Annotated in this window: 22 protein-coding genes; 10 read left to right on the top strand and 12 right to left on the bottom strand. The window is 33.2% G+C overall.

What is annotated here, in order from left to right; genetic code table 11:
• Positions 1–219 (top strand): hypothetical protein, encoded by a 219-nt coding sequence (locus GFJ94_RS01155; RefSeq protein WP_153199580.1) that lies wholly within the window; start codon positions 1–3, stop codon positions 217–219.
• Here GFJ94_RS01155 and mnmE read toward each other — a convergent pair whose 3' ends face one another.
• From mnmE to GFJ94_RS01125, 6 genes are all read right to left on the bottom strand, one after another.
• Positions 220–1,620, bottom strand: a complete 1,401-nt coding sequence (mnmE, locus tag GFJ94_RS01150; protein ID WP_153199578.1) for a tRNA uridine-5-carboxymethylaminomethyl(34) synthesis GTPase MnmE — start codon at positions 1,618–1,620, stop codon at positions 220–222. It lies immediately after the preceding gene.
• Positions 1,621–1,972: 352 nt separating this feature from the next.
• Entirely contained in the window at positions 1,973–3,091 is a 1,119-nt protein-coding gene (dnaN, locus tag GFJ94_RS01145) for a DNA polymerase III subunit beta (RefSeq protein WP_153199576.1), read from the bottom strand.
• An 87-nt stretch (positions 3,092–3,178) separates the two neighbouring features.
• Positions 3,179–4,861, bottom strand: coding sequence for a gliding motility-associated ABC transporter substrate-binding protein GldG (gene gldG / locus GFJ94_RS01140; RefSeq protein WP_370513775.1), 1,683 nt, complete (start codon positions 4,859–4,861; stop codon positions 3,179–3,181).
• The gene (gldF, locus tag GFJ94_RS01135; RefSeq protein WP_133610940.1) at positions 4,861–5,586 is read right to left on the bottom strand and encodes a gliding motility-associated ABC transporter permease subunit GldF; all 726 of its coding nucleotides are present in this window, start codon (positions 5,584–5,586) and stop codon (positions 4,861–4,863) included. Before gldF ends, gldG begins: the two co-directional genes overlap by 1 nt.
• Before the next feature lie 69 nt (positions 5,587–5,655).
• Positions 5,656–5,952 (bottom strand): putative quinol monooxygenase, encoded by a 297-nt coding sequence (locus GFJ94_RS01130; protein ID WP_153199573.1) that lies wholly within the window; start codon positions 5,950–5,952, stop codon positions 5,656–5,658.
• Positions 5,953–5,961: 9 nt separating this feature from the next.
• On the bottom strand, positions 5,962–6,789 hold the full coding sequence (locus GFJ94_RS01125) for an S-adenosyl-l-methionine hydroxide adenosyltransferase family protein (protein WP_153199571.1): 828 nt from the start codon (positions 6,787–6,789) through the stop codon (positions 5,962–5,964).
• 106 nt (positions 6,790–6,895) lie between these two features.
• Between GFJ94_RS01125 and GFJ94_RS01120 the strand changes: the two genes are divergently transcribed.
• Both GFJ94_RS01120 and GFJ94_RS01115 read left to right on the top strand, forming a co-directional pair.
• The gene (locus GFJ94_RS01120) at positions 6,896–7,849 is read left to right on the top strand and encodes a PhoH family protein (RefSeq protein WP_153199569.1); all 954 of its coding nucleotides are present in this window, start codon (positions 6,896–6,898) and stop codon (positions 7,847–7,849) included.
• A 212-nt stretch (positions 7,850–8,061) separates the two neighbouring features.
• Positions 8,062–9,012: a phosphoribosylaminoimidazolesuccinocarboxamide synthase gene (locus GFJ94_RS01115; protein WP_153199567.1), complete on the top strand. Its 951-nt coding sequence runs from the start codon at positions 8,062–8,064 to the stop codon at positions 9,010–9,012.
• Positions 9,013–9,099: 87 nt separating this feature from the next.
• On the opposite strand, the gene GFJ94_RS01110 is transcribed toward GFJ94_RS01115, so the two are convergent.
• Together GFJ94_RS01110 and GFJ94_RS01105 are read right to left on the bottom strand one after the other, a co-directional pair.
• Positions 9,100–10,218: a GTP cyclohydrolase gene (locus GFJ94_RS01110; protein WP_153199565.1), complete on the bottom strand. Its 1,119-nt coding sequence runs from the start codon at positions 10,216–10,218 to the stop codon at positions 9,100–9,102.
• A 1-nt stretch (position 10,219) separates the two neighbouring features.
• Positions 10,220–11,188, bottom strand: a complete 969-nt coding sequence (locus GFJ94_RS01105) for a transporter (protein ID WP_153199563.1) — start codon at positions 11,186–11,188, stop codon at positions 10,220–10,222.
• A 113-nt stretch (positions 11,189–11,301) separates the two neighbouring features.
• On the opposite strand from GFJ94_RS01105, the gene GFJ94_RS01100 reads away from it, so the two are divergent.
• The 4 genes from GFJ94_RS01100 (at position 11,302) to GFJ94_RS01085 (ending at position 16,958) form a co-directional block, all read left to right on the top strand.
• Complete coding sequence (locus GFJ94_RS01100) at positions 11,302–11,553, top strand: DUF4834 family protein (RefSeq protein WP_238989419.1); 252 nt, start codon at positions 11,302–11,304, stop codon at positions 11,551–11,553.
• A gap of 86 nt (positions 11,554–11,639) precedes the next feature.
• Complete coding sequence (locus GFJ94_RS01095; RefSeq protein ID WP_153199559.1) at positions 11,640–14,084, top strand: YfhO family protein; 2,445 nt, start codon at positions 11,640–11,642, stop codon at positions 14,082–14,084.
• 93 nt (positions 14,085–14,177) lie between these two features.
• Positions 14,178–15,473 carry a glycosyltransferase family 4 protein gene (locus tag GFJ94_RS01090; protein ID WP_153199596.1) on the top strand — a complete coding sequence of 432 codons (1,296 nt, stop codon included), beginning with the start codon at positions 14,178–14,180 and terminating at the stop codon, positions 15,471–15,473.
• Positions 15,474–15,491: 18 nt separating this feature from the next.
• On the top strand, positions 15,492–16,958 hold the full coding sequence (locus GFJ94_RS01085) for an oligosaccharide flippase family protein (RefSeq protein WP_153199557.1): 1,467 nt from the start codon (positions 15,492–15,494) through the stop codon (positions 16,956–16,958).
• 133 nt (positions 16,959–17,091) lie between these two features.
• On the opposite strand, the gene GFJ94_RS01080 is transcribed toward GFJ94_RS01085, so the two are convergent.
• The 3 genes from GFJ94_RS01080 to GFJ94_RS01070 all read right to left on the bottom strand — a co-directional run bounded on the left by GFJ94_RS01080 (position 17,092) and on the right by GFJ94_RS01070 (position 18,598).
• Positions 17,092–17,772: a hypothetical protein gene (locus GFJ94_RS01080; protein ID WP_153199554.1), complete on the bottom strand. Its 681-nt coding sequence runs from the start codon at positions 17,770–17,772 to the stop codon at positions 17,092–17,094.
• A gap of 200 nt (positions 17,773–17,972) precedes the next feature.
• Positions 17,973–18,296 (bottom strand): CCC motif membrane protein, encoded by a 324-nt coding sequence (locus tag GFJ94_RS01075; RefSeq protein ID WP_153199552.1) that lies wholly within the window; start codon positions 18,294–18,296, stop codon positions 17,973–17,975.
• A gap of 11 nt (positions 18,297–18,307) precedes the next feature.
• Positions 18,308–18,598 carry a DUF2752 domain-containing protein gene (locus tag GFJ94_RS01070; protein WP_153199550.1) on the bottom strand — a complete coding sequence of 97 codons (291 nt, stop codon included), beginning with the start codon at positions 18,596–18,598 and terminating at the stop codon, positions 18,308–18,310.
• Positions 18,599–18,708: 110 nt separating this feature from the next.
• On the opposite strand from GFJ94_RS01070, the gene GFJ94_RS01065 reads away from it, so the two are divergent.
• The gene (locus GFJ94_RS01065) at positions 18,709–18,906 is read left to right on the top strand and encodes a hypothetical protein (protein WP_153199548.1); all 198 of its coding nucleotides are present in this window, start codon (positions 18,709–18,711) and stop codon (positions 18,904–18,906) included.
• Positions 18,890–19,450 (top strand): Smr/MutS family protein, encoded by a 561-nt coding sequence (locus tag GFJ94_RS01060; RefSeq protein WP_153199546.1) that lies wholly within the window; start codon positions 18,890–18,892, stop codon positions 19,448–19,450. Before GFJ94_RS01065 ends, GFJ94_RS01060 begins: the two co-directional genes overlap by 17 nt.
• 96 nt (positions 19,451–19,546) lie before the next feature.
• Here GFJ94_RS01060 and GFJ94_RS01055 read toward each other — a convergent pair whose 3' ends face one another.
• Entirely contained in the window at positions 19,547–20,053 is a 507-nt protein-coding gene (locus tag GFJ94_RS01055) for a hypothetical protein (protein ID WP_153199544.1), read from the bottom strand.
• A gap of 212 nt (positions 20,054–20,265) precedes the next feature.
• Between GFJ94_RS01055 and GFJ94_RS01050 the strand changes: the two genes are divergently transcribed.
• On the top strand, positions 20,266–21,387 hold the full coding sequence (locus tag GFJ94_RS01050) for a cysteine desulfurase family protein (RefSeq protein WP_153199542.1): 1,122 nt from the start codon (positions 20,266–20,268) through the stop codon (positions 21,385–21,387).
• Positions 21,388–21,569 lie beyond the last annotated feature (182 nt).

Below are 21,569 nucleotides of genomic sequence, written 5' to 3'. Positions count from 1 at the left end.
ATGGAAGACCAATTTACCACAATAAAAAAGGATATTCAACAGATTATTGATTACATGGCAATCAAGAATTTTTCGCAAGCGAGTGTTACATTAATTGAAGTAAGCGATATTTTAGATGAGATGATAGATGCTACTAACGATGAAATTGTTTTGAGAGAAATTAGCAAATATCAAGTGTTGTTGAATCATCTTCAGGTTAAAATGAGTACAAGAGAGTAATTATTTCCCGATACAGAAATTCGCAAATATGTTCCCTAAAAGTTCATCATTCGTTACTTCACCTGTAATTTCACCAAAATAATATAAAGCTTCGCGTATGTCCAGTGCAATCAAATCTGACGATAGGTTTGAATCCAATCCCCATTTCACTTTTTGCACTTCTTCTAATGCTTTTAGTAAAGAATCGTAATGACGCGTATTCGTAACTATTGTTTCGTTGTTTCTAAGTGCACCAGTATTTACAAACGAAAGCAAAGTGTTTTTTAATTCATCAATACCAATTTTCTGTTTGGCAGAAATTGTTATCAGTTTCAAGTTTAAGGTTTCAAGTTCTTGACGAATCGTTTCAACTTCATTTGTAGTAAGTAAATCAACTTTGTTTAGGATAATAAAAAGAGGTTTAAGAGGAAATTTGTTCTTGATTTTTTCAATTTCAACCTGAAACTTTAAACCTGAAACTTGTAATTCTTTTGCATCAAGCAAAAGGATTACGACCTGCGATTGCTCTATCTTTTCAAACGTCTTCTGAATCCCGATACTTTCCACCACATCTTTCGTTTCACGAATCCCTGCCGTATCAATAAATCGGAAACCAATTCCATTGATAACCAATTCATCTTCAATCGTATCACGAGTTGTTCCTGCAATGTCGGAAACAATGGCACGTTCTTCGTTTAATAAAGCATTCAATAAAGTTGATTTTCCAACGTTTGGTTCACCTACAATGGCTACTGGAATACCGTTTTTAATAACGTTTCCAACCGCAAACGAGTCAATCAAACGTTTCAAAACGAATTCAATTCGTTCTAATAACTCATGAAATTGTGTTCTATCGGCAAACTCGACATCTTCTTCTGCAAAGTCGAGTTCAAGCTCAATTAATGAAGCGAAATTCAGTAATTCTTCACGCAATTTGGCAATCTCGTTACTAAAACCACCACGCATTTGTTGCATCGCAATTTGGTGCGACGCTTCATTGTCTGAAGCAATCAAATCAGCAACCGCTTCTGCTTGTGATAAGTCTAATTTCCCGTTTAAAAAAGCACGTAAAGTAAATTCGCCTGCCTGAGCCATTTTAGCACCTTTACGAAGCAATAATTGAATAATTTGTTGTTGAATAAAAGTAGAACCATGACACGATATTTCAATTACATTTTCACCAGTGTAGGAATTTGGTCCTTTGAAAATTGAAAGTAATACTTGATCGTATACTTTTCCATTATCTACAATATGACCAAGATGAATCGTATGCGTTTTTTGTTTTGTAATATCTTTTCCTGAAACCGATTGAAATACGTCAGCCGCTATCGCAATAGCATCTTTACCAGATAATCGAATAATAGCAATCGCACCCGCTCCAGACGGTGTAGCCAACGCAACTATGGTTTCTTGTGGAATCATGTTCTAAATTTAATCCTGCAAAGATAAATCAAAGTCAGAAGTTAGAAGTTAGAAGTTGGAAGTTTTTTTAGTAGTTACGCAAAGTCTCACAAAGTTTAGCACAGAGTTACACAGAGTTTTTCTTTTGGGTCCCTTGCGTTTAAATTGTTACACAAAGTCTCGCAAAGTTAAGCACAGAGTTTTCTTTTGCGTTCTTTGCGAAAAAAACTTTGCCTCTTTGCGTTTAAATTTAATCCTTGCGTTTAAGTAAAAATTAAAAAACCACTAAAGCCATAGCCAAGTGGTTTTTAAGTTAGTTAAGGTTGGGTTGGTTATAAGATTTCAGTTTTGTACTGTAATCAAATATTGTAAATTAGTTGCTCAACATTACTGGCATTACTAGCATCGTAACTGTTTCGCCTTCGTCTAAGCCGTCTACTGGAGTTAAGATTCCAGCTCTATTTGGCATCGACATTTCTAATTGGATTTCATCACTTGATAAATTATTCAACATTTCAGTTAAGAAACGTGAGTTGAACCCGATTTGCATATCGTCTCCTTGGTAATCACAAGTCAAACGCTCGTATGCTTTGTTAGAGTAATCGATATCTTCTGCAGAAATATTCAACTCAGTTCCAGCGATTTTTAAACGAATTTGGTGCGTTGTTTTATTAGCAAAAATCGCTACACGACGAACTGAGTTTAAAAACTGAACTCTGTTGATTAATAATTTGTTTGGATTTTCTTTTGGAATAACCGCTTCATAGTTTGGATATTTTCCATCGATTAAACGACAAGTTAATACATAATTCTCGAAAGAGAAAGTTGCATTTGAATCGTTATATTCGATAGCTACTTCTGCATCAGAAGCTCCTAAAATTCCTTTTAAAATGTTTAAAGGTTTCTTTGGCATAATAAAATCCGCTACTTGAGATGCTTTTACATCCGTGCGAGCGTATTTTACTAATTTGTGAGCATCTGTTGCTACAAAAATTAATCCTTCTGGTGAAAATTGGAAGAATACTCCACTCATTACAGGGCGTAAATCATCATTTCCAGCAGCGAAAATTGTTTTGCTTACTGCAGTTGCTAATACTTCAGCAGGAACTAATGTTTTTGAAGGATCATCTAAAACTACTGCTTTAGGAAATTCTTCTCCTGGTGCGTAAGCAATGGCATATTTACCCGAGTTTGAGCTAATCTCTACAGTTGAATTGTCTTCAACAGTAAATGTTAACGGTTGCTCTGGGAATGTTTTTAAGATATCTAATAGAAGTTTTGCAGGAATAGCAACACTTCCTTGACTTGTAGAATCAATTTCTAACGTAGCCGTCATGGTAGTTTCTAAATCAGAAGCTGAAACTTTTAATTGGTTGTTGTCTAATTCAAAAAGGAAATTATCAAGAATAGGTAAGGTGTTGCTACTGTTGATAACACTACCTAAAACTTGTAATTGTTTTAATAAATACGAACTCGATACTATAAACTTCATCATCTTGTATTTTAAAATCGTGATTTGATTTTATATTTCACAAATATATTCTAATTCTACTCAATCGCAAAAACAAATTATCAACAACTAGCGGCTGTATTTTCTTTTGCGTAAGAACGTGAATAAAAACCCAAAGATAGCCAAAATAACTATTGGTAATCCGACAGTTATCATTTGTGCTATAGTGTAATTTTTATATACTTCTTCTTTATTTAAAAGCGGTAAATCGACATCTTTACTTCGGATGTTAATAAGTCCGTTGTCGTCTAAAAGGTAATTTACGCAGTTCATTAAGAACTCTTTGTTTCCATATAATTGATTCGTCCACTTGTCGAAACCTAATTCTAGTGGTACTCCTTTATCTAATTGATTTTTAATAATATCACCATCTGAAATCACAATCATTTTATTCTCTTTTCCAGTCGCTTGGAATGAATTATCTTTGAATGGCAACACTCTGTTTTGGTAAGTCGATTTGAACTTTCCTTCCATTAAAACGGCTACTGGAAGCAATCCTTTTCCTAAATATTCTTCTTCAGTTGTTTCTTCGGAAACCATTTCTAATGAAACTGGAGTAGGTGTTCCAACGGTTTTTGAATATTCAGAAGAACTTAAAAGAACTGTTTTTTTGATGTCGTTTTTTAGAATTTCAATCGGAGAAGCAAATTCAAACTTAATTCCTTCCATGTTTTTCACGATAGGATTCGTTGAAGTTGGATAGATAAATGGTGCAAATTTCCAAGTGTATTCTTGCATTTGTGTTTCGCTTCCTTGATTTCCTGTCGCTAGTTTGATCGGCGTTGCATATTCGTCTTTCACCAATAACGGATTGATTCTAATTCCGTATTTAAAGAACATATCCGTTAAGTTCAACTCGCGTTGTGCGGCTAAAATAGTACCTGTTTCGTTGTATAAACTGTCCATGTCCGCTGAAACTACATCTACTAACCACAAGGTTTTTCCACCATTCATGATGAATTGGTCCAATACTTGTTTTTCTTCTTCTGTAAATGCTTCTGTTGGTTTCGCAATTACGGCTAAATCGTATTTTTTAAGCGCTTCCAATGTTTGTATTGGTTGTTTTGCTACCGAATCTAAAGTAAAAGGTCCGATGTAATAGCTTTCTTTAACCGTTCTTAAGAAATCGGCCATGAAAGGTTCTAACACTTCTCCGTTACCTTTGATTACGGCAATTTTCTTTTGTTTTTCTTTCGAAATTTTATTGATAGCTTCTGCAAAACCAAATTCTAGGTGTTGCACCGAACTAATTACTTTTTGCTCGGTTGAAGCTCCCATTAAGTTTTTCAATAACGCCACTTTCGTGAATCTATCACCATATGTTGCTTGCGCCCAAGGGATAACTACTTCCTGCGATTGCTTTCCTTTGTCTTCCACGGTGATGCTTAGCGGTTGCATACCTTTCGCGTAGAATTCTTTCATTTTTTCTACTCGCGTTTCCTCTTTTTCAATCGGATTTTTGAAGTTGAAAATAATATTCGAATTATAAGCTGTGAATTCCTCTAAAAGTTGTTTGGTTTCGTTTTGTAAACGCTTGAATTCTGGTGGAAAATTTCCTTCCAAATACACTTCAATGTATAACGGACTTTCAACCTCTTTTATAATGTTTAAGGTCGTTTCCGATAAGGTATAACGTTTGTCTTGTGTTAAGTCGAAACGTTTGAAAAAGAAGTTGCTGATTAAATTGATAACGATGATTGCTAAAAATACAATTCCTAATTGCTTTAAAGCTTTTGATTTGTTTTCTTTCATTACCATTTCAATGATTTAAGTTGATAAACCGTTGCCGATAAAAATAAAAACGTCACACTCACAAAATATACAATGTCACGAGTATCTAACACACCGCGACTCATACTTTTGAAGTGATAATCCATTCCTAAAGCAGCAAACATTGAACTGTAATTTCCTAGGAAAGAAGCAATGCCATCAAATCCGAAATAGAAAAAGAAACAACAAAAAACGGCAATTATAAATGCCACAATTTGATTATCTGAAAGCGTAGAAGCAAAAATTCCAATTGCTGTATAAGCCGCAATTAAGAACAACAATCCAAAATACGAACCAAGTGTACTTCCCATATCAATGTTACCTTGCGGATTTCCAAAATGCGAAATCGTCAACACATAAATAATCGTTGGTACAATCGCTAAAATGATTAACACTAAAGCACCTAAGAATTTTCCGTTTACTATATCCCAATTAGAAAGTGGTTTGGTAAACAATAACTCAATCGTACCTTGTTTTTTCTCATCTGAAAAACTGCGCATGGTTACGGCAGGAATTAAGAAAATTAAAATCCATGGTGCTAATTTGAAAAACGGACTCATATCGGCAAAACCCGAGTTTAATATATTGAATTCGCCTTCAAAAACCCAAAGGAATAATCCGTTGAGTAAAAGAAAAATCCCGATGACTAAATATCCAATCGGCGAACCAAAAAAGGATTTTATTTCTCGTAATAATAATGCTTTCATTTATTTTTTTATTTTTTGTTTCAGGTTTCAAGTTTCAGGTTTCAGGTTTTTTCTCCCAACTTCCATCTCCTAACTCAAAGTAACTAATCTATCTACGCTCCAAGCTTCAGGTTTGTCGCTGAATAGAGTTTTGGTGTACGTCCAAACGCCATCAAACAAAGCCGATTTTCTGTAATTCTCTAACGCTTCTTCGTTTTCCCAATAACTATAAGTAAAGAAAATACGTTTGTCGTTTTTGTCTTGATACAATTCTAAGAAACGGTTTCCTTCGAAGTTTCGTATGTGGTGTTTCACTTCTTCAAAATTATTTAAAAAAGCTTCAATTTTATCTTCGTGAAAACGCATTTTTACAATTCTTATGAACATAATCTTGTTTTATTTAAATTTTACCGAAATACTATCTCTAAAATGCAATCCTAATAACGTAGCGGCAGAACCCACCGTTTTAGGATTACTTTTGTAAATAGCAATTTCTAAATACCCATTTTCGTTGAATAAAGCCAAGAAATCCCCTTCTAAATCTTTCAGTTGCTTCTTGTCGGAAACTGGAAAATCGGAATAGCTTTTGTGCAAACGGGTTATCTTTTTATTTTTAATGATGATTTCAAACTTTCTACCTCTAATCGTATCGTTAAATTGTTTGTGCGAAATATTAGTAACGCAATTTCCAAATGAATCGATATACACGATTTGTCCTTTTATTTCGGCTAAATCATCGGAAATAGTAGAAGTCAATACACTAACTGATTTCAAGGATTGAATTTCCTTCCCAATGACATTCAACAAACCACCTCTCGAAATATGACAAGCCACGGCGACAAAAACATCCATATCGCTCACATCGGTATTCAATCTATCATGAATAGTAATAGCAACAATTTTTTGTGGGATTTTCTTCTGAATTAAGGTATTTAAGATGCCATTATCGGCACAAATGAAATAATGATCGTCCCATTGCATCGCAATATGTTGGGTATCGCCCACACGTTCACTATCTACACCAATAATGTGAATTGTACCTTTTGGAAAGTTGTGATAAGCGGCTTTAATACAGTAACTCGCTTCTAATGTGTTGAATAAGTCAATTTCATGCGAAATATCAACAATAACTGCCTCTTTTTGTTCCGACAGAATTTTGCCTTTCAAAGCACCTACGAAGTAGTCTTTGTGTCCAAAATCGGTAATTAACGTAATTATTGACATTTTTTTGTTTATAACTTATTTGAAATACAACAGTAGTTTTTACTAAATTTGATTGCAAAGCTACTATAATTTTAGCGTTTCAAAAATAATTAAAAAAAGAAAGCCTTTGAACGAAAGAATCATTGAATTAGTCGACATTGCTCCAAAAGAATTTTGGGGTGCGCAAGATGCTCATCTTGAAACCATTAAGAAGTATTATCCAAAACTTAAAATCGTAGCACGAGGAACTACTCTTAAAGCGTTTGGTGAGCCTGAAATCTTGGATGAGTTTGAAAATCGCTTCAAAAGATTGATGCATCATTTTACGCGTTACAACAGTATAGATGATAATGTTATTTTGAGGGTTTTAGAAACAAGTCATCAACATGATGCCGAACACATGCACGACAGAGACAAAATTTTAGTGCATGGAATAGGAGGTAAGCTAATTAAAGCGATGACACCTAACCAACAAAAATTAGTAGATACCATTTACAAAAACGATATGGTATTTGCTATCGGTCCAGCCGGAACAGGAAAAACCTATACGGGTGTAGCTATGGCAGTTAAAGCTTTGAAAGAAAAACAGGTCAAGCGAATTATTTTAACGCGTCCTGCGGTAGAAGCAGGAGAGAATTTAGGGTTTCTTCCAGGTGACATGAAGGAAAAACTAGATCCATACATGCAACCTTTATATGATGCATTGCGCGATATGTTACCACCACAAACCTTAGAAGATTACATTTTAAAAGGAATTATCCAAATTGCTCCGTTAGCGTTTATGCGTGGACGAACGTTAGATAACGCTTTTGTAATCCTAGATGAAGCACAAAATACTACGCATTCTCAAATGAAAATGTTCTTAACCCGTATGGGAAAAAATGCCAAGTTCATGATTACAGGCGACCCAGGTCAGGTAGATTTACCTAGAAGAACGATTTCAGGATTGAAAGAAGCCATTCTAATTTTGAAAGATGTAGAAGGTGTTGGAATTATCTATTTAGATGATAAAGATATCGTACGTCACAGATTAGTGAAGAAAATTATTGATGCGTATAAGAGTATTGAGAATAATGATTAGATGATTACTTAAAAAATAAAAAGAGCGTATCTAAAAGTCCAGTCTTGTCAAGCTGAACTCGTTTCAGCTTCTATGAATAATCATTTATAGATTCCGAACTAAATTCGGAATGACAAAATCGGTATTTTTAGATACGCTCTTTTTTTATGAAATCTTTTTTGAAAGAAAATAAATAGTTTACTTTTGCACCACACAAACAACAACACAACATAATGAATACAATTACGACTACCAATTTTAATTTTCCAGGACAAAAATCGGTGTACCGTGGGAAAGTTAGAGAAGTTTACAATATCAATGATGACTTATTAGTAATGGTCGCTACCGACCGTCTTTCTGCATTTGATGTGGTTTTACCAAAAGGAATTCCTTACAAAGGGCAAATCCTAAATCAAATTGCGACTAAATTCATGGAATTAACTTCTGATATTGTACCGAATTGGTTAGTGGCAACTCCAGATCCAAACGTAGCGGTAGGCCATTTATGTGAGCCTTTCAAAGTAGAAATGGTAATTCGTGGCTATTTATCAGGACATGCAGCACGTGAATATGCAGCAGGAAGAAGAATTCTTTGCGGTGTGGAAATGCCAGAAGGTTTAAAAGAAAACGATAAATTCCCAACACCAATTATCACGCCAACAACTAAAGCGGATAACGGTTCGCATGATGAAGACATTTCGCGCGAAGCTATTTTAGCTAACGGAATTGTAACGGAAGAAGATTACCTAGTTTTAGAAAAATACACCAGAGCTTTATATCAAAGAGGAACTGAAATTGCAGCGTCTCGTGGTTTAATTTTAGTAGATACAAAATACGAATTCGGGAAAACAAAAGACGGACAAATCGTATTAATCGACGAAATCCACACACCTGATTCTTCTCGTTATTTTTACGCAGAAGGATATCAAGAAAGACAAAACAACAACGAAGAACAAAAGCAATTGTCAAAAGAGTTTGTTCGTCGTTGGTTAATTGAAAACGGGTTCCAAGGAAAAGAAGGACAACAAATTCCAAACATGACCGACGAATACATCGAAACAGTTTCAGAACGATACATTGAGTTATTCGAAAACATTATTGGAGAGCAATTCATAAAAGCCGATATTTCCAACATCAATGAAAGAATTGAGAAGAATGTTTTGAATTATTTACAGAATAGATAATACAAACTTTTATATAGAAAGAATCCCGAGCTAACTCGGGATTTTTTATTTGTTGCTTAAAAAATACTTTAATGTAGTTACTGCAGATTAAATCGATTTACTATACGTGCATCTTCGTTTGTTAATTTTGGAATTAAAGTTTTTCCATAAATTATGAATTGCATGATTTTCTTCTAATTCGGGAGTTCTAATGCAAGTTTCAATGCCTTTTGCTTGACACACTTTGTAATATTCATCAAAAACAATTGCAGTAACACCTTTGCTTTGGTATTCAGGTGTAACGCCAATTAAGTAGAAAACCACTTCTTTTGAATGTTTTCGCGCTTGTAATAAATGATAAAATCCTAAAGGGAATAGTTTTCCGTTAGCTTTTTTCAATGCTTGAGCAAAACCAGGCATCACAATAGCAAAAGCAATCATATTATCTTCTTTATCCATTATGAATTTAATAAATTCAGGATTAATAAAACCAATATATTTCTTTTTGAAATATTCTTTTTGAATATCGTTAATTGGAACAAAAGATTGTAGTTTTGAATAAGTTTCGTTAAACAAATCAAACATTTTATCCACAAAAGGCATAATGTCTTTTGTTTTTGTAAAGTTCAAACAGCGCAACTCATATCGTTTTTTAATCAACATGCTCGCTTTTTGAAATGGTTCGGGATTGATATTGCTAAACGAAAAATTACTTTCGATATATTCTTTTTCCTTTACTAATCCAAGTTGTTCAAAATGAGTAATGTAATAAGGTAAGCTGAACCAAGTAATCATATTTCCCAATTGGTCAAAACCTTCACTTAATGCACCAACTTTATCCAAATTAGAAAAACCCATTGGACCTTCTATGTGATCCATATTGTGTTTTCTGCCTAATTCTTCTACTTTATTTAAAAGAGCTTTGGTAACGTCAATATCATCAATAACATCAAACCAGCCAAAACGTACTTTCCTTTTTTCCAAAAGATTAACTTCTTCCCAATTAATTATAGCTGCAATTTTACCAACAATTTTATCGTTTTTGTAAGCTAAGTAAAAGTGAGCCTCTGCTGTTTGAAGAGCAGGATTTTTAGTTTTGTCGAAAGTTTCTAATTCTTCTGCAATTATTGGCGGAATCCAATAAGGGTTGTTTTTGTATAATTCGAAAGAAAACATAACGTAATCTTTCATTTCTTTTTTGGTAAGGGCTTCTTTAATTGTTATCATTTTATTCAACTGCATCTTTTCTTTTCTTCGCTTCTTTTTCTCCTTTTTTCTTCATTTTTTTATCAGTTTTGGTTTGGGTTCCAGGTTTTGCAATTTGAACTTCTTGATATTGATCAGCAAAACGCCATGAAAATCCAATTCCAGCATTTAATAATCCAGGAGTGTTTTTTAGGTTTTTTCCAACAGAAGCATCAACCTGCATATGTTTGTCAAACAAAAAGGCTGCTCCAATTCTAAAAACGCCGTCACTATAATAATCTCCCATATAACCTTGATTTTCTATAAAACCAGACCATTGTGCATTGAAACCTCTTGTTAGAGTAAGGATGTAATTAATGGAAGCAAAATCGGTTCCAATTTTATCATACGTTAAGTTGGTAACTAAAACCCATCTTCCTCCAAAATGATTTTGAGCAATTGCCGTTACTTTTGGACTAAAGCTTGGTTCTTCGATGTTAGCCGGTGCGTAATTAAATGGATTGTCTCCAACATTAAAATTTGCTCCAGCGTACATTGAAAAAGCAGGAATAAATTGTCTCCATTTGAATTTTTTATTAGCTTTCCAACTATAAATATTTACTTTTTCTTCGTAATTTTTAAACGGATCATAAATTAAATATTTAGCTCCTAAAGTTAATTGTTTGAAACCACTTCTTTTTTCTTCAAAATCACCAATAGTAAGTTTGTCATTTTGATATTGAATTTCTCCAATGACTTCTAATTCTTCTTTCCAAACACCATAACGAATTGCTAATTCGCCAATAAAACCCTTGGCTTCATATCCTAAAAGATTATGGTCTTCTGAAACATAAGTCACACCAGTTTCGGTTTGAATAATTTTTTTTCCAACAGCAAATGCCATCATCGATTTCCCAGGACGATTAGAGTTGATTTCATCTGTAAACTGAGCAAATGAAATTTGAGACATAATTCCTAAAAATAGAACAAAAAGTGTTTGAATAGATTTCATAAAAAATGATTTATGTCCAAAAATAGTTATTTTATCATAATTTTAAGAAACAAATTTGAAGTTTTACCAACCAATAGCTGTAATTTTGAATTTTAAATTTTTATAAAATGGAAATGGCTTCACTTACGGGCTTTATAAAAACACTTTTTTATATCGTACTGTTTTATTATTTGTTTAAGTTTTTGATGCGCATTTTTGCTCCTATTTTAATGCAAAAAGCAGTGAATAAAATGCAACAAAAAATGCAAGAACAATATAGGCAACAACAAGAACAACAGCAAGATAGAACTTCTAAGTCGCAACAAAGTATGCCAAAAGAGAAAAAGAAAGTTGGCGAATATATTGATTATGAAGAAATCAAGTAGTTAGTATTTCATACATTACCCAAAAGGATATTTTAACAATATCCTTTTTTTAGTTACTTTAGCATCTTATTTTATTACACATTCACATGAAAAATAGCAAAGCATTATATCCTCATTTAATAGTTTTAGTAGGATTTATTTTGGTTTCCCTGATTTATTTTTATCCTGTTTTACAAGGAAATAAAATTTTCCAATCGGATATTGTACAATATACTGGAATGGCTAAAGAACAAAACGATTTCAGAAAAGAAACAGGAGAAGAACCTTTTTGGACCAATAGTGCTTTTGGAGGAATGCCAACCTATCAGTTAGGTGCAAAATATCCAAATGATGTAATTGGAATGGTAGACGATGCGTTACGATTTTTACCAAGACCAGCCGATTATTTATTCTTATATTTTTTAGGGTTTTATGTATTGTTGATGGTGCTAAAAGTAGATCCATTAAAAGCGTTTTTCGGAGCATTAGCTTTTGGATTATCTACATATTTGATTATTATTTTAGGTGTTGGACACAATGCTAAAGCACACGCTATTGCTTATATGCCCATGGTTGTTGGTGGAGTTTTATTAGTCTTCCAACGAAAATATATTCTAGGTGGTTTGCTTACCATGGTAGCCGCAGCGTTAGAAATTAATGCGAATCACTTCCAAATGACGTATTATTTATTGCTTTTATTAGCGATTATTGCTGTTTATTATGTGGTAATTGCAGTTAAGAATAAAGAATTCAAAGAATTAGGAAAGATATTTGGCGTTTTTGGCATTGCAGGAATTTTAGCTATCGGAACGAATGCAACCAACTTGATGGCAACTTCAGAATATGCTAAGTTTTCAACACGTAATAATAGTGAATTGACCTTCAATCCAGATGGTTCTCCAAAGACGGATAGCAACGCTATGTCGTATGAATATATCACCGAATACAGTTACGGAGTTGCAGAAAGTTTAAACTTGATTGCACCAGGACTTTTTGGAGGTTCTAACAATGAAAATTTAGGAATTGAATCGGAAACGTATCAAAATTTTGTAGCCCAAGGCTATCCAGCGGATCAAGTTCAAGGTTTTGTAGAACACGCACCAGCGTATTGGGGAAATCAGCCTATTGTTGCTGCACCAGCGTATATTGGAGTAGTAGTGTTTTTCTTATTCGTCATGGCATTTTTTGTTGAAAAACGAAACATCAAATATTTGTTTTTAGCAGGAGCTGTATTGTCATTATTACTTTCTTGGGGTAAAAATTTCAGTGTTTTAACCGATTTCTTCATCAATTATGTTCCATTGTACGACAAATTTAGAGCAGTTTCTTCTATTCAAGTGATTTTAGAATTGTGTGTACCAGCTTTAGCGATTGTTGGTTTATACCAATTTTTCAAACAAGATGAAAAAGCAAAATGGAACGCCCTTTGGAAATCAGGAGCCATTACTTTCGGACTTTTAATAGTATTGTTTCTGATTAAAGGAATGTTTACTTTTTCTTCTGCAAACGATGCGATGTATGCACAAGCGTATGGCGATGATTTCATCAGAACGTTAAAAATAGATAGAGCTGCTTTGTATACTTCTGATGTTTTGCGTTCGATGTTGTTTGTAGCACTTACTTTTGCTGTTTTATTTCTTTTCGTAAAAAACCTGATGAAAGAAACTACAGCGATTATTATAGTAGGAATTTTAATGGTTTTCGACTTGTTTATGGTAGACAAACGTTATGTAAACAACAATCCAGACCAATTTAGAAGTGCAAGAGAAGTAGATATGCCATTCCAACCAACAGAAGCCGACCAAAGAATTTTAGCCGATACCACACATTTTCGAGTTTTTGAAGTAGAAGGAGGAATGAGCAACGCTAGAACATCGTATTTCCACAAATCAATTGGAGGTTATCATGCCGCGAAACCAAGAAGAATGCAACAATTATTTGATTACCAAATTGCTAAAAATAACGTTCGTGTACTAAACATGTTAAACGTAAAATACGTCATCCAATCTGATGAAAACGGACAAAAATTAGCTTTAGCAAATCCAGCAGCGAATGGAAATGCATGGTTTATAGAAGAAATTAAGTTGTTAAAATCTGCAAACGATGAAATGAAAGCGTTGGATACTTTGGATACAAAAAGAGTGGCTGTGTTTTCCAATGTAACTCATGATAAAAAATATCTGAAATCTCCTGGAAGAGCTATTTCAGAATTAGAATATGAAAAAGATTCTATTTCATCAATAAATTTAGTTTCATATAAACCAAACCATTTGAAATACATTTCAAATAATTCTAAAAATGGTTTTGCGGTTTTCTCTGAAATGTATTACAAAGATGGATGGAAGGCTACAATTGATGGAAAAGAAGCAAGAATACATAATGTAAACTACGTTTTAAGAGGACTACAAATTCCAGCAGGAAAACACACTATCGAATTCAAATTTGAGCCAGAAGTTGTTGAAACAGGAAGTACAATTGCTTTAATGAGTTCTATCGGAATGCTTTTATTGATTGGAGTTGGAGTTTATTTTGAGAATAAGAAAAAAGCATAAATCTTGTCATGCTGAATTCATTTCAGCATCTCACAAATAATTTAGAAGCTGAAACGAGTTCAGCTTGACAGAATATCATTTTTGAACTTGACATTGAAACCAACTAAAAAAATACTCATCATATCGTATTACTGGCCACCAGCAGGAGGTCCAGGTGTGCAACGTTGGTTGAAATTTGTCAAGTATTTACCCGATTTTAATATCGAACCTCACGTTTATATTCCAGAGAATCCAACTTATCCGTTGCTTGATGAGAAGTTAATAAGTGAAGTTTCAGATAAAGCAGTTATAATCAAACAATCCATTTTTGAACCTTACGGATTGGCGTCGGTTTTTTCGAAAAATAAGACAAAAAAAATCAGTTCTGGAATTATTCCCAATCAAAAAAAGCAATCGTTTGTAGAAAAAGCAATGCTTTGGATTCGTGGCAATATTTTTATTCCAGATGCACGTGTATTTTGGGTAATACCTTCGGTTAAGTTTTTGAAAAAATATCTTCAAGAAAATCAAATCGATACAATAATCACCACAGGTCCACCGCACAGTTTACATTTGATTGGATTGCAATTGAAAAAAGAGTTAAACATCACTTGGCTGGCCGATTTTCGTGATCCTTGGACTACGATTGGTTATCACAAACAATTAAAATTAAGTTCTTGGGCAGCCAAAAAGCATAAAGATTTGGAAAAAGAAGTCATGAATACTTGTGACCGACTTTTAGTAACCTCACCTACGACAAAAACTGAATTTGAAGCCATTACTTCAAAACCAATCGAAGTGATTACGAATGGTTATGATGTGGAAAAAGTAAATAAAAAGCCTTTAGACGAAAAATTTACTTTGGCACACATTGGTTCGTTTTTATCGGCAAGAAATCCAAGGATTTTGTGGAAAGCGTTGAAAGAATTAACCAAAGAAAATCCAGAATTCAAAAAACAATTTCAATTAAAATTGATAGGAGCGGTGAGTGCTGAGGTGCTTCAGGCTCTAAAAGAATTTAAGTTAGAAAAATATGTGAATCATTTTGGTTATTTGTCACATGATGAAGCTATAATTGAACAAAGAAGCTCACAAGTACTATTACTTATCGAAATTGATTCAGAAGAAACCAAATGTATTATTCCTGGAAAATTATTCGAATATATGGTTTCAGAGCGACCAATTATCGCCATCGGACCAGAATATGCTGATTTTACTCAAATTATTAAAGAAACTAATACGGGAACTTTCTTCAAATATGACGAATTAGAAGCTTTAAAAGCACAAATTCTAATCTGTTTTGAACAATTCCAACAAAATAATTTAAAAGTATATCCAGTTGGTTTGCAACAATACAGCAGAAAATCCTTAACGGAGAAATTAGCTAAACTACTAATCACTAATCACTAATCACTTTTCACTAGAAACATGGGAATTGTCATCAAACAATCGATTAAAAACACCATCATTACCTACATCGGTTTTGGAATTGGTGCGATTAATACCTTGTTTATGTACGGGCAATTTTTGGGTGACACTTTTTATGGTTTGGTTGGATTTATTTTATCGGCGGCTAATATTATGATGCCTTTGATGGCGTTTGGCGTCCACAATACATTGGTGAAATTTTACAACGAATACGAAACCGAAGAGAAAAAATCGCAATTCCTAACCTTTGTTTTGGTGTTGCCTTTGCTGATAATTCTTCCGATAAGTTTGATTGGTTATTTTGGTTATCATCAAATTGCGGAATTATTATCGCAGAAAAACCCAATTGTTTACGATTATGTTTGGCAAATTCCTGTAATCGGACTTTGTATGGGCTATTTTGAGATTTTTTATGCTTGGGTAAAAGTGCATTTGCAATCGGTTTACGGTAGTTTTGTGAAAGAAGTTTTGCTTCGTATTCTAATTTCAATCGTCTTATTTGCGGTTTATTTTGATGTGATTTCGCCCCAACAATTCGTTTTTGCGTTAATGGGAATTTATTTTTTATCGCTTTTTGCCATGTTTTTATACGCAATGAAAGTCAAAACACCACGATTTAATTTGGTTTTTCCAGACAATGCAAAAGCGGTTTTAACCTATTGTTTCTTCATTATTTTATCAGGAAGTGTCGCTAATTTATTGTTAGATATTGACAAAGTAATGCTGAATTTTTTTATTATTATTGATAATATTGCGTTTTATTCGGTTGCTATTTTTATCGCTACGGTAATTGCGGTGCCAAGTCGTGCGATGCATCAAATTACATATCCAATTACGGCTAAATTAATGAGCGAAAACAAACACGATGAATTAAACGAATTGTACAAAAAGTCTTCCATTACGCTTCAAGTTATTGGGGGTTTGATATTAGTTGGAATTTTAGTCAATATCAATCAATTATACACCGTTTTACCAGCAGGTTATAGCGAAGGAATTGCTGTGGTTTTTTTAATCGGAATTTCCAAGTATTTCGATTTGATTTTAGGAAATAATAATTCCATTATTTTTAATTCGAAGTATTATAGAGCGGTTTTATTTTTAGGATTGTTTCTTGTTTTTCTTACGGTTTCACTAAATATGATTTTCATTCCACTTTATGGCCTGAATGGAGCAGCAATAGCAACCTTAATTTCAATTACGCTATATAGTTTAGCAAAACTACTTTTTGTGGTGCTTAAAATGAAGTTATTTCCGTTTACAAAAAAAACTATTGTGGCTTTGGCTTTAACAATAGTAAGTTTTGGGGTGTTTTATTATTGGGATTTTAGTTTTCACCCATTTGTAAATATTGTTCTGAAATCTATTTTAGTGACCTTGTTTTATTTAGGATTGAGCTATTATTTAAAAATTTCTTCGGATATTAATTTTGTGATGAATTCTGTTTTTAAGAGAATTCTGATGAAATAATAAAGATTTTTTTTATTTCTTCGATTTATTCAATCTGTGTTCCAAATAAAGATTTTTAAAATTTAAAAACAAAAAATCCTGCTTCATCTTCCCAGAATCCACAGGATTTAAAAACAAACTAACCAACCAATTTTTATTTATCTTTTTTAATTTCTAAAGTTTCTCTTTTGATTTCCTTTACGTCATCATCAGACATTTTTGCTTTAGAACCATCTTTTCTGTAGTAGTAATAGTCATCGTCATTATAGTCGTCTCCATAATCATCTCCGTAACCATAGCCGCCATTTCCACCTGAGTAATGAGTTCCTGGGTTGTAGTTATATCCGCCGTTAGCGTGGTTGATAAAACCATATACATTCACAATTCGTCCTCTTCTATCGTAAACTATTCGCATGTTACCCACTTTAGTTACAGCAAAACTGTTATAACTCATATAAATAGTTCCAATACGTTTTACTCTTCCAAAAGCGTCGTAGTTGATGTAAACATTTCCTACTCGTCTTACTCTACCAAAGTTATCGTGTTCAACTCGAACACCTCTTTCAGAAGTTCCGTAGTACATTCCTCTTGGAGCACCACTTGTTCCGTTGACTCTTGGTCTAACCGCTGGTCTTGTGTTGAAGTCAAATTCTCCATTTGGAAACAACATAAACTCAATTCCGCGTTCTTTGAAGATAATTGGCTCAGCATCTCTATAATCGATGTAATAACCTCTTCTGTTTGTGTTGTCAGAAAAAATAGGATTTTCTGACGCTAAAGCCATGTTCCCTACCAGAAGGATACTGGCTACTACTAAAAGTGTAATTTTTTTCATGATACAACAATTTAAAAGTTGGGCAACTTCATTTTAAAACTCGTTTCTAAAACTTGTTGCTTGATTAAGTATTTTCAATTGCTGTGCCAAACTCAAAAAAAGTGTTGTAAACGATTTGTTAATGAGTTGTTATTAAATAAAAAAAGAACGCTAACTTATTGATAGTGTTCTTTTTTGTGATATAAAAATTCTTGTATTTATTATGATCCGTATCTTCTCATCATTTCTTGTTGCATTTGTTCAATGCCTTCCATTCCTAATGTAGAGAATAAAAATATTACATAAATTAGATAAATAACACCTAAAATTAAACCTATTATATTTAATATTTTACCTATTTTAAGATTGTTGTAGTTGGTGTATAAACTTGGATTTTCTGCATATAGTTTAGCATCTTTATTAGCTAAAACTAATCCAATAGCTCCAAGGATAATACTAATAATTCCATAACAACAACAAGTTAAGATTGAAAAAATCCCCAGAATAAGTACTGCGGTGGCATTAGGTAATTTTTGATTTTCCATATTGATAAAGTTTAATTGGTTACTGTATTAAAATAAATTTTGATAAAATAAGCTATTAGGATAACAGCTCCGTTTAAAATAGCACTTGCAATTACCAATTTAGTGTAATTTCTTTTTTTGTCTAATAGGTGCAGGCCTAAAAGAATAAAAAGCAATGCTAAAGTATAAATAGCAGGAAACATTTTAAACGCCTCCCAAAATTCACCTTCCAACAAAAAAGCAATTGCTCTTTGCGTGCCACAACCCGGACATTCAACTCCAAAAAGTTGTTTGTTCATACACGGCAACATATGTTCTTCCATAATGCTTTTTGAAAGTTGAAAATTTGTTTCACAAGTTTACAAAAAAAAGTTCAAAAACAAATACTAATTTTAAAAACACTACTTTTGAAAACTTTTTTAAATGAAAAAATATGAAGCAATTTTTATACATTTTGATGTTTGCTGCAGTTGGAATTTTTGCTATGATTGAACAATCAAAACCAGCTCCAAATCGATTTATTATGATAGGAGCAATGGCTGTTTTTATGTTTGGATTATTTAGATTGATGAAGAAAATTCCATCTAAAAATGATGGAGAAAACGAAGAAGAAAATGGCACAGAAATTTGAAATAGGAGATAAGGTTGCGGTTTTAGATGACGACATCTCTGGAGTAGTAATTAAGGTTCAAAACAATGAAATTTCAGTGGAGACAACTGATAAATTTGTGATGACATTTTTTGTCAACGAATTGATTAAAATAAACAATTCCAACGAGTTAAGTGGTTTTTTCTCTACTCAAAGTTTAGGTTCGGTTTTAAAGGATAAAGAAGAGCCAAAAAAGCGTAGTTTTGTCAAAGAAAAGCGTTCTCGTAAGGATGAATTTGTCTTAGAAGTTGATTTGCACATCGAAAAATTAGTGCCTTCAAAACGAGGTATGAGCAACTATGATATTCTGACTTTGCAAATGGAAACCGCAAAAAGACAACTCGATTTTGCTATCAAAAATCGAATGCCAAAAGTGGTCTTTATTCATGGTGTTGGTGAAGGTGTTTTGAAGGCCGAATTAGATTTTATGTTGGGTCGTTATGACACCATTTCATTCCAAGATGCGAACTATCAAAAATATGGTTTGGGAGCAACTGAAGTTTATATCAAGCAAAATGTAAAGTAATATTTTGGATTAGAATTTTACTTGAATTTCACTTCGAGAAATAAAAAAAGGACTACTCAATTTTGAATAGCCCTTCTCTTTTTTGATATGTTTTTTCTATAAATCAGTTTCGTGATTTCCAAAATTATATTCCGTAAAACTAAACGAATTGGAACTTCCAGAAAAGTTTACATTCACAAATTTGATATTATGTGTATATCCAATAATAGTAATGCCATCTACATCGTAAAGCCCATCTGTAATAATTTCAATTGTTCCACCAGTAGCATTCCATTCGTCTTGAACAACAGGAGTTGCAGGCGGAATTGTAGCACAAATATTATTTGAAGTCACAGTTCCAGAATAGATTCTATAAATAATTTGATTGGTTGAATTTACATTAACGATTCTTGGACTTCCATCAGGCGTTTCAACGTTTGCAAAACTTGCTTCAGGAATATTAATTAATAACATTTCGTCTCCATTGATTTTGAAAATCAAATTATTATCTGTGCATTCTTGAATGTTTACTGTGTCAAAATTGAAAGATTCTAGCGTAATATCGCCGTCATCACAGGCTTGTAGCATAAAAACTGAGGCTACTAAAACTATAAGTTTTTTCATTTATTCATCGAATTTATGCAACAAAAATAAAGGTTTTAATTTATTAATTTGCTAAAGTTTGTTAATTTCAGCACGAATTGAATTTAAGACTTCCAAAATAAAATGATTTGTATCTTTGCGATATGAAATGAGCACTTTCAGATTTTCGTTTTTTTTACCAATTTTCAAGTGCGAATTCCATTTGTCCAATAAAAAACAATTAAAAGCCTCAAATGAAAAAAGTGTATTTAGATAACGCCGCAACCACGTCTATTCATCCAGAAGTTATTACTACGATGATGAACGTACTTCAAAATGATTTTGGGAATCCTTCTTCAACGCATAGTTTTGGTCGAAGTGCTAAGACTTTGTTAGAATCTTCGCGAAAATCCATTGCTAAACTACTAAATGCACAAGCTTCCGAAATTATTTTCACGTCAAGCGCTACCGAAGCTACGAATTGGATTCTAACCAGCGCTGTTAAAGATTTGGGAATCAAACGCATTATCACGACTAAAATCGAGCACCACGCTACGTTACATACGGCCGAACATTTAGCAAAGGAATTCGGAATTCAAGTCGAATACATTACCATTTTACCAACAGGAAATATCGATTATCAAGATTTAGCAGCTAAATTGCATTCAGATGTTCCAACATTAGTATCATTAATCCACGTTAATAACGAAATAGGAACTGTTTTAGACATAAAACGTGTTTCGGACTTGTGCAAGTATGCGAAAGCACTTTTTCATTGTGACACGGTGCAATCTGTTGGAAAAACGAATTTAGATGTTCAAGAGTTAGGAATTGATTTTTTAGTAGCTTCTGCGCATAAATTTCATGGTCCAAAAGGAATCGGGTTTGCGTATTTGAAAAAGAATTCCATGCTGCAACCCATGATTTTTGGTGGTGAGCAAGAAAAAGGCATGCGTGCCGGAACCGAAGCTGTACATCAAGTCGTAGGAATGGCAAAAGCGTTAGAATTGGCTTGCGAGAATTTAGAAAACGATACCAATTACATTTCCGATTTAAAAAACTATTGCTTTTCAGAATTAAAAAAAGTATTTTCAGATGTGAAAATCAACGGAGAAAACACGTTTTATAACCTTTTGAATGTCCAATTGTCTTTATCAGAAGAAAAGACCTCAATGTTGTTATTCACATTGGATATGAAAGGAATTGCCGTTTCACGCGGAAGTGCTTGCCAAAGCGGAAGTATCAAACCATCGCATGTCTTAGCCGAGTTTTTATCGCCAGAAGAAGCTAAAAAACCAAGTTTAAGAATCTCATTCAGTCATTTTAATACGAAAGAAGATATTGATTTGCTAGTTGAGGCTTTGAAAACAGCATAACTACTACCGTCACTTCGAGTGATTTTTAAAAGGAAAAATGCTAATTTTTGCTTTTTAAAATCGTATCGAGAACTGTAACAACGAATTTTCCTTCTAAAGTTCTCGATACATTTTGTATTTGTAAATCTGAGGCTTTCCAAATACAAAACACTCGAAATGACGTTGGTGGAATTTTGTTTTCA

Origin of the sequence: Flavobacterium sp. LMO8, assembly GCF_009495755.1 — a bacterium.
Classification (GTDB): domain Bacteria; phylum Bacteroidota; class Bacteroidia; order Flavobacteriales; family Flavobacteriaceae; genus Flavobacterium.
Note: the sequence above shows the minus strand (reverse complement) of the source record. Positions and strands in the feature narration are given on the sequence as shown.

Bases quoted from the DNA above. Each gene is read 5' to 3' on its own strand.
- GFJ94_RS01155 (WP_153199580.1), top strand. From the start codon at position 1: ATGGAAGACCAATTTACCACAATAAAAAAGGATATTCAACAGATTATT.
- mnmE (WP_153199578.1), bottom strand. From the start codon at position 1,620: ATGATTCCACAAGAAACCATAGTTGCGTTGGCTACACCGTCTGGAGCG.
- dnaN (WP_153199576.1), bottom strand. From the start codon at position 3,091: ATGAAGTTTATAGTATCGAGTTCGTATTTATTAAAACAATTACAAGTT.
- gldG (WP_370513775.1), bottom strand. From the start codon at position 4,861: ATGAAAGAAAACAAATCAAAAGCTTTAAAGCAATTAGGAATTGTATTT.
- gldF (WP_133610940.1), bottom strand. From the start codon at position 5,586: ATGAAAGCATTATTATTACGAGAAATAAAATCCTTTTTTGGTTCGCCG.
- GFJ94_RS01130 (WP_153199573.1), bottom strand. From the start codon at position 5,952: ATGTTCATAAGAATTGTAAAAATGCGTTTTCACGAAGATAAAATTGAA.
- GFJ94_RS01125 (WP_153199571.1), bottom strand. From the start codon at position 6,789: ATGTCAATAATTACGTTAATTACCGATTTTGGACACAAAGACTACTTC.
- GFJ94_RS01115 (WP_153199567.1), top strand. From the start codon at position 8,062: ATGAATACAATTACGACTACCAATTTTAATTTTCCAGGACAAAAATCG.
- GFJ94_RS01110 (WP_153199565.1), bottom strand. From the start codon at position 10,218: ATGATAACAATTAAAGAAGCCCTTACCAAAAAAGAAATGAAAGATTAC.
- GFJ94_RS01105 (WP_153199563.1), bottom strand. From the start codon at position 11,188: ATGAAATCTATTCAAACACTTTTTGTTCTATTTTTAGGAATTATGTCT.
- GFJ94_RS01100 (WP_238989419.1), top strand. From the start codon at position 11,302: ATGGCTTCACTTACGGGCTTTATAAAAACACTTTTTTATATCGTACTG.
- GFJ94_RS01095 (WP_153199559.1), top strand. From the start codon at position 11,640: ATGAAAAATAGCAAAGCATTATATCCTCATTTAATAGTTTTAGTAGGA.
- GFJ94_RS01085 (WP_153199557.1), top strand. From the start codon at position 15,492: ATGGGAATTGTCATCAAACAATCGATTAAAAACACCATCATTACCTAC.
- GFJ94_RS01080 (WP_153199554.1), bottom strand. From the start codon at position 17,772: ATGAAAAAAATTACACTTTTAGTAGTAGCCAGTATCCTTCTGGTAGGG.
- GFJ94_RS01075 (WP_153199552.1), bottom strand. From the start codon at position 18,296: ATGGAAAATCAAAAATTACCTAATGCCACCGCAGTACTTATTCTGGGG.
- GFJ94_RS01070 (WP_153199550.1), bottom strand. From the start codon at position 18,598: ATGGAAGAACATATGTTGCCGTGTATGAACAAACAACTTTTTGGAGTT.
- GFJ94_RS01065 (WP_153199548.1), top strand. From the start codon at position 18,709: ATGAAGCAATTTTTATACATTTTGATGTTTGCTGCAGTTGGAATTTTT.
- GFJ94_RS01060 (WP_153199546.1), top strand. From the start codon at position 18,890: ATGGCACAGAAATTTGAAATAGGAGATAAGGTTGCGGTTTTAGATGAC.
- GFJ94_RS01055 (WP_153199544.1), bottom strand. From the start codon at position 20,053: ATGAAAAAACTTATAGTTTTAGTAGCCTCAGTTTTTATGCTACAAGCC.
- GFJ94_RS01050 (WP_153199542.1), top strand. From the start codon at position 20,266: ATGAAAAAAGTGTATTTAGATAACGCCGCAACCACGTCTATTCATCCA.